This window comes from Pseudorhodoplanes sp., assembly GCF_035565855.1.
Taxonomy (GTDB): Bacteria; Pseudomonadota; Alphaproteobacteria; order Rhizobiales; family Xanthobacteraceae; genus Pseudorhodoplanes.
The window spans coordinates 1-14,433 of the sequence record NZ_DATMRX010000222.1; the positions used below are offsets into that span (position 1 = coordinate 1).

Below are 14,433 nucleotides of genomic sequence, written 5' to 3' on the forward strand. Positions count from 1 at the left end.
TGAACCAGACAGCCGTTGTGGCCGGCAGTGACGCGAAGCTATCAGGCACCGCTGAAAAAACGGTAAGATCGAGCGCCCCGGATTCTGCGGGCCCGTTCAGATGCCGTTAGGCATCGCACCGTGGAGCCGGCCGGTTTTGAACAGGTGCCGTCAAGAAGATGACGCGGCCGAACGAGTTCACGTCGTTTCGTCTTAACCACTGGAATCGTTGTGTAATTAGGCGACGTTTCGAAGCGCCATCAGTACTCGGATTGATGGCCGGCCAGAGTCAAATCGCATGCGTGGGTTCGATCCGACATCGCCCTAAACGCGTCCGGCATCGCACTCATGCGGGGTGATGGGTGCTCCTGATTTTGGATCACAGTTAAAGAAGGTTTTAGGCAAATTTCGCGAGCTCGGAACCGCAGCCGAACAGGAAGCGCGTGGAAGAAGAACTCTGATACCTGCGTTGTCGAATGATTCACCATTTTGCGGTGAATTCGACATTGGATGACGGCGAGTTCTGCAGTCTCCTTGTTCCAGTATGAGTGCGGAGTAACGCGATGTCGCTGGGTTGGCGCGTTTGGAATCTGGGTCCCTGCGTCAGCGCCATCGGGACTCTTGCCATGGCGATGCTACTGCCGGCGCCAGCGCCCGCGGGAGATCGTTACCCGAGCGACGCCCTGCTCGTACAAATGGACGAAGCCAAGCTCGTCAAGCTTCCGGACCTTGCTGCAACGATCATCATCGGAAATCCGCTGATCGCAGATGCAACCATTCAGGCCGGCGGATTGGCGGTGCTGACCGGGAAGGGATATGGCGCGACAAATTTCATCGCGCTCGACCGCAAAGGCAATGCCTTGCTCGAAAAGACAATCATCGTCCAGGCCGCGATCGATACCGTCGTCGTCTATAAGGGCATCGAGCGTCAGACTTATAATTGCTCCCCGATATGCGAGCCTGTGATCTCGCCCGGAGATAGCGAGCAATTCTTCAACCGGACCTTGGTTCAGAGTACGACCCGCAGCACACAGGCGACCGCGGCGTCCGGCGGACGGTGACCGCACTAGAACTTCACTGTCGCGAATACCTTCACGGTGCGGCCAGGCTGCAGCACCTCGTCTTTCTTGAATGACTGGGCGAAGCGCACGTCGTCATTCAGCAGGTTGTCACCAACAAGCCCGAGCTTCAACTCGGACAGACCGCTCAGGTCGCCTGGAAGTTTCGACGAAAAGCTGATCTCGGCTTTCAGCAGGTTATACCCTGCGGTCATCGTTTCGAGCGCGGCCAGGTCCGTTTGCGCGAACGCGTGCAGAAGACCGACGCGGGCGAACCAATTGCCGTCACGATAGTAGATGCCGCCACCGAGCCGCTGCGGCGGGATCCTCGGCACATTGCTGCCGTCGCTAAAGGTGGCTCGCACGATGTCATAGCGACCGTCGACGCCCCAGACGCCGCAAGCGATCGGAACAACATCGTACTGTGCCTGGATTTCCGCACCACGAAACGTCGCGGCGCGCTGGTCATAGACTGCCTGCGCCAGTACGAGGTCCGGGTCGTCTGCACAGCTGCCGAAGGTTTCCCCGCAACGCAGGCCCGTCACGTTGCGGAAAATGAAATTGTCGAAGCGGGTATAGAAGGCGGCCGCTTCGAAACGAAGCGGACCTTTGGCGCGGCGCAGACCGACCTCGAGCGAATTCGCGACCTCGGTAACAAGATCGGGATTGCCGACGTCGAATGTGCCGGTCGCTTCGTGGACGCCGCGGGATAGAAGCTCCGGCGCACGCGGGGCGCGTCCGACATGTTGATAGGTGACGCTCGCCACAAGGTCGCCGGGCAGGTTCTGCAAGAAGCCAACGGCACCGCTCAGCGGCAGGAATTGACGATGCCGGGCAACATCGCGGTCGGGATCAACGAACAGGTCGGGGACCGAGCCGCCGACCCTGTTGCTCTCAATGCGGCCGGAGAGCTGCAGCCTCTGCGTCGCATTGAACCGGAACTCGTTGAAGAGATAGCCGGCGATGCTGCGCGTCGTGTTCGGATCGAAAAGGCCGCCCTCGCGCCCTGCCCCGTCGAGGCTTTCGCGACTCGCCTGCAAGCCGAGCGCGGTCGTGAGCGCAGCAAAGCGCAATTCGAACGGCTGAAGCTGCGCCTCCACGCGCAACTCCTTCTGATCGCTGAGAAAGAATTGCTGCGGGCCATAAAAGCCCCCTTCGCTTGCGATTTCTGCATGCCGATAATCGGTCGCACCGAACCAATAGCGGATCGCTTCGATCCCGTTGCTGTCGGGGCGTATTTCGCCTTTGCCCGTGAGCCTGGATTGTTTGAGATCGATGTTCGTCCGGGCTTCAACTGCCTCCTGGCCCGGAATGCGATAGGCCGCATCGAAATTCGTGTAGGCGAGACCGACATAGCCGCGATCGAAAATGAGTGAGCCGCCGATCGAATTGCCATGCGACCGATGCTCCGAATTCGGCTGCCATTTGCCGACGAGCGGTGGCGGCTCATCGGGAAAGAGATACGGATAGGACTGGATCTTGTAGTCACCGGCGCTTCGGCCCCAGAGGTCGGCGTGGACGGCGAAGTTGCCGCCGCCGGCATCGAGCAGAATTGCACCCTCGCGGCCGCGGTCGACACTCGTGATGGAGCCCCGGCCCTGAAATGCCATGCCGCGCGACGGGATCGATGTTGGAATGCGGTTGTTGTCGGCGTTGACTACACCGCCGATCGCCTGAGAGCCGTAACGCAAGGTTGCCGGACCGCGAATGACTTCGACGGTTTGAGCCGTCAGAGGATCGAGCGGCACCGCATGATCTTCGCCAAGCTCTGAGACGCCGCTCGCACCAATCCCGTTCTCCTGAATCCGCACGCGGTAATTATCGAGCCCGCGGACAATCGGACGGCTTGCCGCACCGGGTGCAAAGCCCGACGACATGATGCCTGGCTTGTCCTGAAGAATCTCGCCAAGCGTCTGGCCGGTGGACGAGTCGATTTCGCCGCGCGGCATGACCGTGACGGTCGCGAACTGATCGGCCACGACCGGCAGCGTGCCGCGATAGAGGTGCGGCGGCGCGGCGGGCGTGGTGGCCTCGATTGGCGTTTCGAGCGCTGTCTGACGCGGACCCGGCGTCGCCACCGGACGGACCGGGCGACGGGAGATCGGGCTTGCGGTGACGGTTATGGCGGGAAGCTCGACCGCCTGACCGCAAGCCGGGCCCTCAAAAAGTGGCAACGAAATCAGCGCGATAGTAGCAGCGCGGCGACCTAACATGTCGTTCCCTCAATATGTAATGTTATAACATTACATATTGAGCCCGACGAGTGTCAACGCGAGACGAGTCCGGTCCGCCCATTCAGCGCGCGGATCGGATGCCTGATCAGGAGTCCTACAGAATAAACCGGCTCAGATCGGCGTTCCTGGCGAGGTCGCCGATATTCTTCTCAACGTAAGCGGCGTCGATCGTCAGCACTTCCCCACTGCGGTCTGTCGCGGTGAAGGATATTTCGTCGAGCACGCGCTCCATCACGGTTTGCAGCCGCCGCGCACCGATATTCTCCACGCTCGAATTTACCGACACGGCGATGTCGGCAATCGCATCGATCGCATCTTCGGTGAAGTTCAGCGTCACGCCTTCCGTCGCCATCAGCGCGATATATTGCTTGATCAGCGACGCTTCGGTGTCGGTCAGGATGCGGCGGAAGTCTTCCCGGGTCAGCGCCTTGAGTTCGACGCGGATCGGCAGCCGGCCCTGCAATTCGGGCAACAGGTCGGACGGCTTCGAGACATGGAAGGCGCCCGACGCGATGAACAGGATGTGGTCGGTCTTCACCGGGCCATGCTTTGTCGAAACCGTGGTGCCTTCGATCAGCGGCAATAGATCGCGCTGCACGCCCTCTCGCGACACGTCGCCTCCGACGCGACCGTCCCGCGCCGTGATCTTGTCGATTTCGTCAAGAAAGACGATGCCGTTATTCTCCACGGCACGGATCGCTTCTTGAACCACGGTTTCGGTGTCGAGCAGCTTGTCGGCCTCCTCGTTCACCAGAAGGTCGTGCGATTCGGCAACCGTGACGCGGCGCGTCTTTGGTTTGCCGCCGAGCTTGCCGAAGATGTCGCCGATCGAGATCGCGCCCATCTGAGCACCGGGCATGCCTGGAATGTCGAACATCGGAAGCCCGCCGCCACCGCCGGACGACACTTCAATCTCGATTTCCTTGTCGTTGAGTTCGCCATTGCGCAGCTTGCGGCGGAACGCATCCTTCGTCGTGGGACTGGCGTTCTCGCCGACGAGCGCGTTGACGACACGATCCTCGGCCGCGGCTTCAGCACGCGCCAGGACGTCCTTGCGCTTGCGTTCGCGGGTCTGGGCGATGGCGACCTCCACGAGATCGCGAACGATCTGCTCCACGTCGCGGCCCACATAGCCGACCTCAGTGAACTTGGTCGCTTCGATCTTGAGGAAGGGCGCGCCGGCCAGCCGCGCCAGGCGCCGCGAAATCTCGGTCTTGCCGACCCCCGTCGGGCCGATCATCAGGATGTTCTTGGGCAGCACTTCCTCGCGCAGGCGTTCGTCGAGCTGCAGCCTGCGCCAGCGATTGCGAAGCGCGATCGCCACGGCGCGCTTCGCTTCATGTTGCCCAATAATGTAGCGGTCGAGTTCGGAGACGATCTCGCGGGGGGAAAAGTCGGTCATGTCAACTCGTGTTCGAAGTCGTGGTGCTGCATCATCAGCACGCCTTCGGTCCGGCCTTCCAGATGCGGAACAGGCCGGAAGCCGGCCTTCATATAGGCACGCACCGCGCGCGCGTTAAGCGGATCAGGATCGATGATGATCCTTTCATGTCCCTGCTCGCGAAGCAGGCGAATGAATGCCGCAAGTGCGGCCGAACCGATGCCCCGCGACAATTTGCGCGGGTCGCCGATCGAAAGATCGACGCCGATGGTGTCGGAGCTCAATTCAGCGAGCCAGGGATTGTCCTTCACCCATTGCTGGTTCTGACGATGGCCAATGAACCAGTACTGGATGTAACCGACCGGTTCGCCACCCAGCACGATCAGAAACGGCCGGGTAGTATCGCGGCCCTCGACCATGTCGCGGATGTAGCCGAGCTCCTCGTCCGGATCACCCCACCACTCGCGCAGATGCGGCGCGCTGAGCCAGGTTCGGAGCAACGGATAATGCTCCGGCTGCACCGGAATGAAATCGATCGGCTGCGGTTCAGACCGCATTGAGCGTTTCCACGGTCACGCTGCGGTTGGTGTAGACGCAGATGTCGGCGGCGATATCGAGCGACCGGCGCACGATCTCCTCAGCCGAGAGCGGGCCGTCCGCGAGCGCACGCGCCGCCGCCAGCGCATAATTTCCTCCCGATCCGATCCCGGCGATGCCGGCTTCCGGCTCCAGCACGTCGCCGTTGCCGGTCAGCACCAGCGAGGTCTTGCTGTCGGCGACGATCATCATGGCTTCCAGCCGGCGCAAATAACGGTCGGTCCGCCAGTCCTTGGCGAGCTCGACCGAGGCGCGCAGCAGCTGTCCGGGATATTGCTCGAGCTTGGCCTCCAGGCGCTCGAACAGGGTGAAGGCGTCCGCCGTGGCCCCGGCAAAGCCGCCGATGACGTCGCCCTTCCCAAGGCGCCGGACCTTGCGGGCATTGGACTTCATGATGGTCTGGCCGACGGAGACCTGACCGTCGCCGCCGACCGCCACGATGCCGTTCTTGCGGACCGTCAGAATGGTTGTGCCGTGCCAGACCGGTGAATTGTCGGGAGAAGACATGCAGATTAACCCTGTGCGGCGGTGATTTAGGCACCAGCGAGCGCGTTTGCAAATTGGCAGTGCGATCGGTGGCACAATCCGCGATGCACTGTTAAAAGGCCCCGAATTTCACTCCGGAACCCGCACATCATGCGCAAAGGTCAAATCACGCGCAAAACCAAGGAAACCGACATTGCGGTCGAGGTCGCAATCGACGGGACCGGCCGCGCAGATATTGCGACCGGTATCGGCTTCTTCGACCATATGCTGGACCTGCTGGCGCGGCATTCGCGGATGGACCTCCGGATACGCGCCAAGGGCGATCTCCATATCGACGACCACCACACCACCGAGGATGTCGGCATTGCCCTTGGGCAGGCGGTCAGGATGGCGCTGGGCGACATGAAGGGTATCGTCCGGTATGCCGACGTGCATCTGCCGATGGATGAGACGCTGACGCGGGTGGCGGTCGACGTTTCCGGGCGCCCGATGCTCGTCTTCAAGGTCAAATTCGGCGGTGACAAGATCGGGACCTTCGACACGCAGCTCGTCAACGAGTGGTTCCAGGCCTTTGCGATGAACGCGGGCATCACCTTGCATGTCGAGACATTGTACGGGTCGAATGACCATCATATCTCGGAATCCTGCTTCAAGGGTCTGGCGCGCGCGCTGCGTTCGGCGCTCGCGATCGATCCGAAGGCGGCAGACGAGATTCCTTCGACGAAAGGCTCTTTAGGCGGCTGACCACGCCTGCGATCGTTCGCGCAAGGTGAGACTCCGGCAAAAGGCCGGATTACCGCTCTTGCCGACGACGAGCGGCCGAAGACCGAGGACCCTAGAGAATGGCCGTGTATACCGTTCACCAGCCTCCGCTGGGCAAGGCAGAGACCGCGCCGGACCCCGCGCGATTCACATTCGTTCGCGACGGTTTCTATGTCTGGGGCTTTCTGCTGTCGGTATTGTGGATGCTCCGCCACCGATTGTGGCTGGCGGCTGTGCTTTTCGCCGCGCTCGTGGTCCTGCTCGAAATCGGCCTCCGGTACGCGGGGGTAACCAGTGGATGGCGCATGCTCGTGCTGTTTGCACTGGCGTTCCTGGTCGGACTGGAAGGCGCGAGCCTTCGCCGTTGGACCCTCGCCCGGCGCGGCTACACCAATGTCGGTGTGGTGGTCGCCGAAAACCAGGACGATGCCGAGCGGCGCTTCTTCGTGAACTGGCAGGCCGGCAAGCGGCCAAATGCGGCACCGCCGCCCGCGCGGACGGAAACGGTGGTGCGCGGGACGCTGACGCCGCCCGCGCGCCCTGCCTATCCTCATGGGGGCGGCTCAACCGTGATCGGCTCGTTCCCGGAACCCGAGCGGCGAACATGACCACCGCCATCGTCGATTACGGCTCCGGCAATCTGCATTCCGCAGCCAAAGCATTCGAGCGCGCCGCGCGCGAACACGGATTGAACGGCGCGATCGTCGTGACCAGCGATCCGGAAGAGGTTGCGCGCGCGGACCGTATCGTGCTGCCGGGCGTCGGCGCTTTTGCGGATTGCCGCCGCGGGCTCGATGCGGTGCCGGGCATGGTCGAGACGCTGCGCGAACAGGTCGAACGGCGCGGCAAGCCATTCTTCGGCATCTGCGTCGGCATGCAGCTCATGGCGTCGCGGGGACACGAGAAAGAGGTGGTCGAGGGCCTCGATTGGATCGCTGGCGAAGTCGACCGCATTCATCCCTCCGATCCGACGCTGAAAATTCCGCATATGGGCTGGAATACGCTACGGACGCAGCGCGACCATCCTTTGCTCGACGGCATCGCAACCGGTGATGCCGGGCTCCACGCCTATTTCGTGCACTCCTACCAGCTAACGCCCACGGACCGCGCCAACGTCATCGCCGAAGCTGATTATGGCGGGCCGGTTACCGCGATTGTCGGCCGCGACAACATGGTCGGGACGCAATTCCATCCCGAAAAGAGTCAAAAACTCGGGCTTGCGCTAATCGCCAATTTCCTGAAATGGAAGCCGTGAACGTTCAACCCGTGGTCCCGGGCGAAGCGCGGCGCGAACCGGACTGCCATCCATAGCCAGTCCCGGATTATGGATTTCGGTTCGCGCTCTTGCGCACCCGTCGTTGTCATCGAAAGAGTCGCGTGATCCTTTTCCCTGCCATCGATCTGAAAGAAGGGCTGGCGGTTCGCCTTGAACAAGGCGACATGGCGCGGGCGACCGTCTTCAATCACGACCCCGCCGATCAGGCCTACGCCTTCGAACTCGCTGGCTTCGAATATCTGCATATCGTGGATCTTGATGGCGCCTTCGCCGGCAAGCCGGTGAATGGCCGCGCCGTCGATCGCATCCTCGAAGCGACCAACATTCGCGTACAGCTCGGCGGCGGCATCCGTGACATGGCCACCGTCGACGGCTGGCTACAGAAGGGCGTCGATCGCGTGATCATCGGCACCGCCGCGGTCCGCGACCCGGTCTTCGTCCGCGAGGCAGCAGCCTCATTTCCCGGACGCGTTGCGGTTGGGCTCGATGCGCGCGACGGCAAGGTCGCCGTGCAGGGCTGGGCGGAAGCCTCCGAAATGACGGCGATCGACATCGCCCGGCGCTTCGAGGACGCCGGGGTAACCGCAATCATCTACACCGACATCTCCCGCGACGGGATGTTGAAGGGCATCAACTGGGACGCGACCATCGCACTCGCGGACGCGATCTCCATTCCGGTGATCGCGTCGGGCGGTCTCGCCTCGATCGACGATGTGAAGACCTTGCTCGAGCCGCGCGCGAAAAGACTGGAAGGCGCGATCGCCGGACGCGCGCTGTATGACGGACGGCTTGATCCAGCCGAAGCCCTGGCGCTGATCAAAGCGGCGAAGAGCGCATGACGTTCAAAGTCCGCATCATCCCGTGCCTCGACGTGAAGGACGGCCGCGTCGTCAAGGGCGTCAATTTCGTCGATCTGCGCGACGCCGGCGATCCGGTGGAAGCGGCCATCGCCTATGACGCGGCCGGTGCGGACGAGCTGACCTTCCTCGACATCACCGCGAGCCATGAGGACCGCGGCATCATGCTGGATGTCGTGCGGCGGACGGCTGAGGCCTGCTTCATGCCGGTCACGGTCGGCGGCGGCGTGCGCACCGTCGACGATATCCGAACGTTGCTGCAATCGGGCGCCGACAAGGTCTCGATCAATACCGCAGCCGTGCAGCGGCGAGAGTTTGTCAAAGAGGCCGCGGAAAAATTCGGCGATCAATGCATCGTGGTCGCGATCGATGCAAAGACGGTTTCGGCCCCCGGCGAAAAGCCGCGGTGGGAAATCTTCACGCATGGCGGCCGCAAGCCAACCGGCATCGATGCGGTGGAATATGCGCAGGAGGTGGCGTCACTCGGCGCCGGCGAAATCCTGCTCACCTCGATGGATCGGGACGGCACCAAGGCCGGTTTCAACATTCCTCTGACGCGCGCGGTCTCCGACGCCGTGACCGTGCCTGTCATTGCATCCGGGGGTGCCGGAACGCTCGATCACCTCGTCGAAGGCATTCGCGACGGACACGCCACCGCGGTGCTGGCGGCGTCGATCTTCCATTTCGGCGAATTCACAATACGGCAGGCCAAGGAGCATATGGCAAAGGCGGGATTGCCGATGCGCCTCGACCCGTGACTTAATCGACCTTCTCGTTGGGATAGACGCCCCAAAGCCGTTCCTGCGGCACCCAGCCCTCGAAATTTTTGCCATTGACCCGGCACCATTTGCCGTCGCAACGCCGAACCTGTGCCACCACGCCCGGCTGGAGCTGTGCAGTCACCCCGGCGTCGGGACTGGGGCTGTCGGAGACCGGAATCAGCTGATCCTTATCGCGCGCGATGACCACCGCGGTCCGCCGGCCAGACAGGAGCGAGTGATACACCCAACCCTCGGAGCCCTCCGAATCGCGGATGCGGCGCCAGTTCTCGAATTCGGCGGTAATCTCGACCGGCAGTCCCGACTTCGTGAAAACCCAGGCGACGTCGTGGTCCTTTGTCGGCCCGGACCGCACGTTCACGCGATCCGATTTCAGGCTGACATAGCGCGGGACCGGCAGGCCACTGGCGCTGCCGGACGCAGCGTCGCCCGCAGCCCTGGCTGGCGAACACACGACAAGGCTGGCGAAAATGGCTGCGATAGCGATGGGCCGGATGGTTTGTCTTGATGCGGTCATCTGCTACATGGGAACGAAGACGCCGGTAACGAACGGCGCAGTGTCGGGGAGGCCGGTTAAGGACGGCTGAACAGCCCCGCGCTGTGCCGGGAACCGCATCGCGAAGGCTGATCACGAGACATGTCGAACCGCAAGAAGCCCTTGGTGATCGTGACGCGCAAGTTGCCGGAGCGCGTCGAGACGCGCATGCGCGAATTGTTCGACACCCGGCTCAATCTCGACGACAAGCCGATGAGCCAAGCCGACCTCGCCGAGGCCGTGAAGGTTGCCGATGTCCTGGTTCCGACCGTGACCGATCGCATCGACGCCGCGGTGCTTAGCCACGTGGGTCCGAACCTGAAACTCATCGCCAATTTCGGCAATGGCGTCGACAATATCGATGTTGCGACGGCTCTCGCGCGCGGCATTACCGTCACCAACACCCCCGGTGTTCTGACCGAAGACACGGCCGACATGACGATGGCGCTGATCCTCGCGGTTCCGCGGCGCCTCGTGGAAGGCTCTCAGGTGCTGACCAGCGATGTGGAGTGGAGCGGCTGGTCTCCGACCTGGATGCTCGGCCACCGGATCTGGGGCAAGCGGCTGGGCATCATCGGCATGGGTCGGATCGGCCAGGCGGTAGCGCGCCGGGCACGGGCCTTCGGGCTGCAGATCCACTACCACAACCGCCGGCGGGTTGCGGCTCAAATCGAGGAAGAGCTGGGCGCGACCTATTGGGACAGCCTCGACCAGATGCTGGCGCGGGTCGATATCGTGTCGGTCAATTGCCCGCACACGCCGGCAACCTATCACCTGCTTTCGGCCCGCCGGCTCAAACTGCTTCGTCCGGACGCCTATGTGGTCAATACCGCACGGGGCGAGGTGATCGACGAGAACGCGTTGATCCGGATGATCTCGGCTGGCGAGATTGCCGGCGCTGGGCTCGACGTGTTCGAGCACGAACCTGCCGCCAGCCCGAAGCTCGTTAAACTGGCCCGCGAAGGCAAGGTCGTGTTGCTGCCCCATATGGGCTCTGCGACCGTCGAGGGACGGGTCGATATGGGCGAGAAGGTCATCATCAACATCAAAACCTTCATGGACGGGCACAAGCCGCCGGACCGCGTGCTGCCCTCCATGCTGTGAGGCCGCTCCGCCTTAACCAAACACCCTGTTGCCGAGGTCGGTGTGACGACCGGCCTCTTTTTCCGGAAAAATTCCGGGCTAGTATTGGTGCCGACTGAACATGCGCGCCGGAGGGCCCGATGCGTTTCCTGCTTTCCCTCGCACTGCTCACGTTTCTGTACACCCCAGCGCAATCACAGGCGCTGACGGGCGATCAGATCAAAACGATGTTCTTCAACGGCAAGCCGTTCGTGGCGACCTCCACGACGCGGCAGCGTTACACCATGGTGTTCACGCCGGACGGCAAGGCGTCACGCGAGCCGCTCAAGAAGGCCGGTGAATCGGCCGAAAAAACCGTGGGGACATGGAAGGTCGTCAAGGAGGGCTTCTGCACCTCCTGGAAACAGGGCAGCCCCGCGACCTGCTACCGGCTGGTGCCGAACACCATGGACGACACCAAATGGTCGGTCATGAAGGGTGCGGTCACCGTCGCGAGCTGGACCAAGCCGGCGGAATAGCCGCCAGCTACGCCTTCCTGTGGATCGACAGATCCTTGATCGTGGGGGTCTCGCCCGAGAGCGGATTTGTGCTGTCCCAGGCGTATTCGATGCTTTCGAAACGCAGGCTGTGCGTGTCGATCATCAGCAGGCGGCCGACCAGACCCTGCCCGAACCCCACGATCTCGCGGATCGCTTCCAGCGCCATCATTGAACCGGCGATGCCAGGAAGCGCGCCGAGAATCCCGGCCTCAGAACAGGCCGGGATCGATCCGGGCGGCGGCGGCTCGGGAAACAGACAGCGGAATGTCGGATTGGGCTGGCCGGCGGCATTGCGCTGATGCGCGCGCAACGTCGTCAGCGCGGCATCGAATGTTCCGAGCGCGCCGGTGACCAGCGGCTTTTGCGCAAAAAAGCAGGCGTCCGACACCAGATAGCGCGTATCGAAATTATCAGAGCCGTCGAGGACGAGATCGTAGCGTGAAATCAGCTCCAGCGCGTTGTCTGCCCCGATGCGCACGGCATGACGCTCCACCGCCACGTGCGGATTGAGCCGCGCGATGGCAGCGGCCGCGGAATCCACCTTGGCGTCTCCGACGTCATGTGTGGTGTGGACCACCTGACGCTGCAGGTTCGAGAGCGAAACGAGATCGTCGTCGACGATACCGATTGTGCCGATTCCGGCCGCGGCGAGATAGAACAACACGGGGGCTCCGAGCCCGCCCGCGCCGATGACCAGCACGCGCGCATTCTTCAGTGCTGCCTGTCCAGGACCGCCGACATCCCGCAGCACGATATGGCGCGCGTAGCGCTCCAGTTCCTCCCGGCTCAGCATCGTCACCTCACTCCAAGCCTTTCATTTTGCGTCATCCCCCATGCTGACCGTCAAGCCCTTGCACAATCCCTAATTGCGCGCGCATCATAGAGCGGTATCCGGAGCGGAGAGGTCCGGGGCACAAGGGCGGCTGAGGGGTGTGGCTGACATGCGTGCCGTTGCGTGGGTCACCGTGATCGCGCTTGCGTTTGTACCGCAAGCGATGGCGCAGGCCCAAGCACCGGCCCCTGCACCCGCGCAAGCACCGGCCCCCGCTGCAAAGGCTGGCCCGAAAGCAGCCCCAAAGAGCCCCACCAAGGCCGCCAAGAAAGACAAGCAGAAGCAGGTTCCAGCGCCGGTGGCCGTCGCAACGCCCGAACAGCGGGCCGCCTATGCGGCACTTCCGGTAGCCGAACGCGTCGCGATCCAGTCCGACCTGTTATGGACGGGCGATCTGTCGGGCTCGATCGATCCTGATTTTGGCGACCGGTCGATTGCGGCCGTCCGCTCCTTCCAGCGGCGCAACAAATTCGAGGAGACCGGCATCCTGACGCGCGAGCAGCGGCAGACGCTTGCCGCCTCGATGCGCACGCGCAAGGAATATAACGGCTGGCGGCTGGTCGAGGACGAAGCGACGCCCGGCGTGCGGCTCGGCATTCCGTCCAAGCTGGTCCCTAACAGCGAAATCGGCACCCTTGGCAGCCGCTGGTCTTCCGGGCGCGGCGAGATCCAGATCGAAACCTTCCGCGAAAAAATGGCCGGAGCCACGCTCCAGGACCTGTTCGATGAAATGAAGAGACGCCCCAATGGGCGTCGCGTTGAGCAAGGCACGATCAACACCAATTCTTTCGTGCTGTCGGGCATGCAGGGCCTGAAGAAATTCCACGTCAGGGCTTATCTGAAGGACAACGAGGCGCGCGGCATCACCATCCTGTACGACCAGGCGATGGAAACCATCATGCTCCCGATGGTCGACATCATCACAAGCTCGTATCTGCCTTTCGGAGATCCCGCGACCGCATCGTCGTCTCGACGCGTCCATTACGGGTCAGGCATCGTGGTGACCGCAGCCGGAGCCGTGATTACCGAGCGTCAGCTCACCGATGATTGTCAGGGCATTATCGTCGCGGGACTTGGGCGCGCCGATCTGATCGCCGAAGATGCGGCCTCAGACCTCGCACTGATCCGCGTCAACGGCTCCCGCAATCTCAAGACAATGCCGTTCTCCAGCGAACCGCCGAAAAGCGCGGATCTGACGTTGATCGGCGTTCCCGAGCCCGAAGCGCAGGCTGGCGCGCGCGATGCGGCCACAGCTTCAGCGACATTGCGAGGAGTCGACGGCACTCGCGTGCTGCTCGATGCCCATCCGTCCCGCGGTTTCGTCGGCGGCGCCGCCCTCGACAAAGATGGCCGTCTCGCCGGCATGATCGACATGGCGCCGGCGACACTCGCGAGCCTTGCTCCGCAAACGGCTCGCATCTCACTGGTGCCGACGGCGACCGTTCGCAAGTTCCTGGCGAATGCCGGCCTGCGACCGGTCGAGGGCAACGGCACCGTCGCCGATGCGAAGCATGCAGTGGTGCGCGTGATCTGCGTCAGGAAATAACGCTGCGGGCACTGCGCATCGGCTTCGCTGTTCGCGCTATCACTTGTGCTCGAATTTCGGCGCCCGCTTTTCGACGAAGGCGGCCATGCCTTCCTTCTGGTCAAGCGTCGCGAACAGCGAGTGAAACACGCGCCGCTCGAACAACACGCCTTCGGCCAGCGAAGTTTCGAACGCGCGGTTGACGGACTCCTTCGCCATCATGGCAGCCGGCAGCGACATCGATGCGATCGTGGTCGCGATCTTCATCGTTTCTTCCATAAGATTCGCCAGCGGCACGACGCGCGCCACCAGACCCGCGCGCTCGGCTTCCGCCGCATCCATCATGCGGCCGGTGAGCACCATCTCCATCGCCTTGGCCTTGCCGATCGCACGCGTCAGGCGCTGCGTGCCGCCGATGCCGGGAATGACGCCGAGCTTGATTTCCGGCTGGCCGAATTTGGCGTTGTCGGCGGCAATGATGAAATCGCATTGCATCGCGAGTTCGCATCC

At 62.8% G+C, this 14,433-nt stretch carries 16 protein-coding genes; 9 read left to right on the plus strand and 7 right to left on the minus strand.

The window, feature by feature from the left end; genetic code table 11:
• The first annotated feature begins 605 nt into the window (after nt 1-605).
• A complete protein-coding gene (locus VN004_RS12435; protein WP_325610450.1) occupies nt 606-1,040 on the plus strand; it encodes a pilus assembly protein N-terminal domain-containing protein in 435 nt (144 codons plus the stop codon).
• A gap of 5 nt (nt 1,041-1,045) precedes the next feature.
• On the opposite strand, the gene VN004_RS12440 is transcribed toward VN004_RS12435, so the two are convergent.
• The 4 genes from VN004_RS12440 to hslV form a co-directional block, all read right to left on the minus strand.
• Nucleotides 1,046-3,250 (minus strand): TonB-dependent receptor, encoded by a 2,205-nt coding sequence (locus tag VN004_RS12440; protein ID WP_325610453.1) that lies wholly within the window; start codon nt 3,248-3,250, stop codon nt 1,046-1,048.
• A 115-nt stretch (nt 3,251-3,365) separates the two neighbouring features.
• A complete protein-coding gene (hslU, locus tag VN004_RS12445; RefSeq protein ID WP_325610455.1) occupies nt 3,366-4,673 on the minus strand; it encodes an ATP-dependent protease ATPase subunit HslU in 1,308 nt (435 codons plus the stop codon).
• Nucleotides 4,670-5,209, minus strand: a complete 540-nt coding sequence (locus VN004_RS12450; protein WP_325610457.1) for a GNAT family N-acetyltransferase — start codon at nt 5,207-5,209, stop codon at nt 4,670-4,672. The genes hslU and VN004_RS12450 overlap by 4 nt, the downstream gene beginning before the upstream one ends.
• Nucleotides 5,199-5,756 (minus strand): ATP-dependent protease subunit HslV, encoded by a 558-nt coding sequence (gene hslV / locus VN004_RS12455; RefSeq protein ID WP_325610460.1) that lies wholly within the window; start codon nt 5,754-5,756, stop codon nt 5,199-5,201. The genes VN004_RS12450 and hslV overlap by 11 nt, the downstream gene beginning before the upstream one ends.
• A gap of 129 nt (nt 5,757-5,885) precedes the next feature.
• Here hslV and hisB point away from each other — a divergent pair, with 129 nt between their 5' ends.
• The 5 genes from hisB to hisF all read left to right on the plus strand — a co-directional run bounded on the left by hisB (nt 5,886) and on the right by hisF (nt 9,388).
• Nucleotides 5,886-6,479, plus strand: a complete 594-nt coding sequence (hisB, locus tag VN004_RS12460) for an imidazoleglycerol-phosphate dehydratase HisB (protein WP_325610464.1) — start codon at nt 5,886-5,888, stop codon at nt 6,477-6,479.
• 98 nt (nt 6,480-6,577) lie between these two features.
• Nucleotides 6,578-7,105: a DUF2628 domain-containing protein gene (locus VN004_RS12465; RefSeq protein WP_325610466.1), complete on the plus strand. Its 528-nt coding sequence runs from the start codon at nt 6,578-6,580 to the stop codon at nt 7,103-7,105.
• On the plus strand, nt 7,102-7,752 hold the full coding sequence (gene hisH, locus VN004_RS12470; RefSeq protein WP_325610469.1) for an imidazole glycerol phosphate synthase subunit HisH: 651 nt from the start codon (nt 7,102-7,104) through the stop codon (nt 7,750-7,752). The genes VN004_RS12465 and hisH overlap by 4 nt, the downstream gene beginning before the upstream one ends.
• Nucleotides 7,753-7,874: 122 nt before the next feature.
• Nucleotides 7,875-8,612 (plus strand): 1-(5-phosphoribosyl)-5-[(5-phosphoribosylamino)methylideneamino]imidazole-4-carboxamide isomerase, encoded by a 738-nt coding sequence (gene hisA / locus VN004_RS12475; RefSeq protein WP_325610471.1) that lies wholly within the window; start codon nt 7,875-7,877, stop codon nt 8,610-8,612.
• A complete protein-coding gene (gene hisF / locus VN004_RS12480; RefSeq protein WP_325610473.1) occupies nt 8,609-9,388 on the plus strand; it encodes an imidazole glycerol phosphate synthase subunit HisF in 780 nt (259 codons plus the stop codon). Before hisA ends, hisF begins: the two co-directional genes overlap by 4 nt.
• A gap of 1 nt (nt 9,389) precedes the next feature.
• On the opposite strand, the gene VN004_RS12485 is transcribed toward hisF, so the two are convergent.
• A complete protein-coding gene (locus tag VN004_RS12485) occupies nt 9,390-9,926 on the minus strand; it encodes an SH3 domain-containing protein (RefSeq protein ID WP_325610475.1) in 537 nt (178 codons plus the stop codon).
• A gap of 120 nt (nt 9,927-10,046) precedes the next feature.
• Between VN004_RS12485 and VN004_RS12490 the strand changes: the two genes are divergently transcribed.
• Complete coding sequence (locus tag VN004_RS12490) at nt 10,047-11,048, plus strand: D-glycerate dehydrogenase (RefSeq protein ID WP_325610477.1); 1,002 nt, start codon at nt 10,047-10,049, stop codon at nt 11,046-11,048.
• Nucleotides 11,049-11,167: 119 nt separating this feature from the next.
• Nucleotides 11,168-11,545, plus strand: a complete 378-nt coding sequence (locus VN004_RS12495) for a hypothetical protein (protein ID WP_325610479.1) — start codon at nt 11,168-11,170, stop codon at nt 11,543-11,545.
• 7 nt (nt 11,546-11,552) lie between these two features.
• Here VN004_RS12495 and VN004_RS12500 read toward each other — a convergent pair whose 3' ends face one another.
• Nucleotides 11,553-12,359: a molybdopterin-synthase adenylyltransferase MoeB gene (locus VN004_RS12500; RefSeq protein WP_325610481.1), complete on the minus strand. Its 807-nt coding sequence runs from the start codon at nt 12,357-12,359 to the stop codon at nt 11,553-11,555.
• Between the two features lie 148 nt (nt 12,360-12,507).
• Here VN004_RS12500 and VN004_RS12505 point away from each other — a divergent pair, with 148 nt between their 5' ends.
• Nucleotides 12,508-13,944 (plus strand): serine protease, encoded by a 1,437-nt coding sequence (locus tag VN004_RS12505; protein WP_325610483.1) that lies wholly within the window; start codon nt 12,508-12,510, stop codon nt 13,942-13,944.
• Between the two features lie 39 nt (nt 13,945-13,983).
• On the opposite strand, the gene VN004_RS12510 is transcribed toward VN004_RS12505, so the two are convergent.
• Nucleotides 13,984-14,433 (minus strand): enoyl-CoA hydratase-related protein (locus VN004_RS12510; RefSeq protein ID WP_325610485.1); only part of this gene is annotated, 450 nt, incomplete at its 5' end.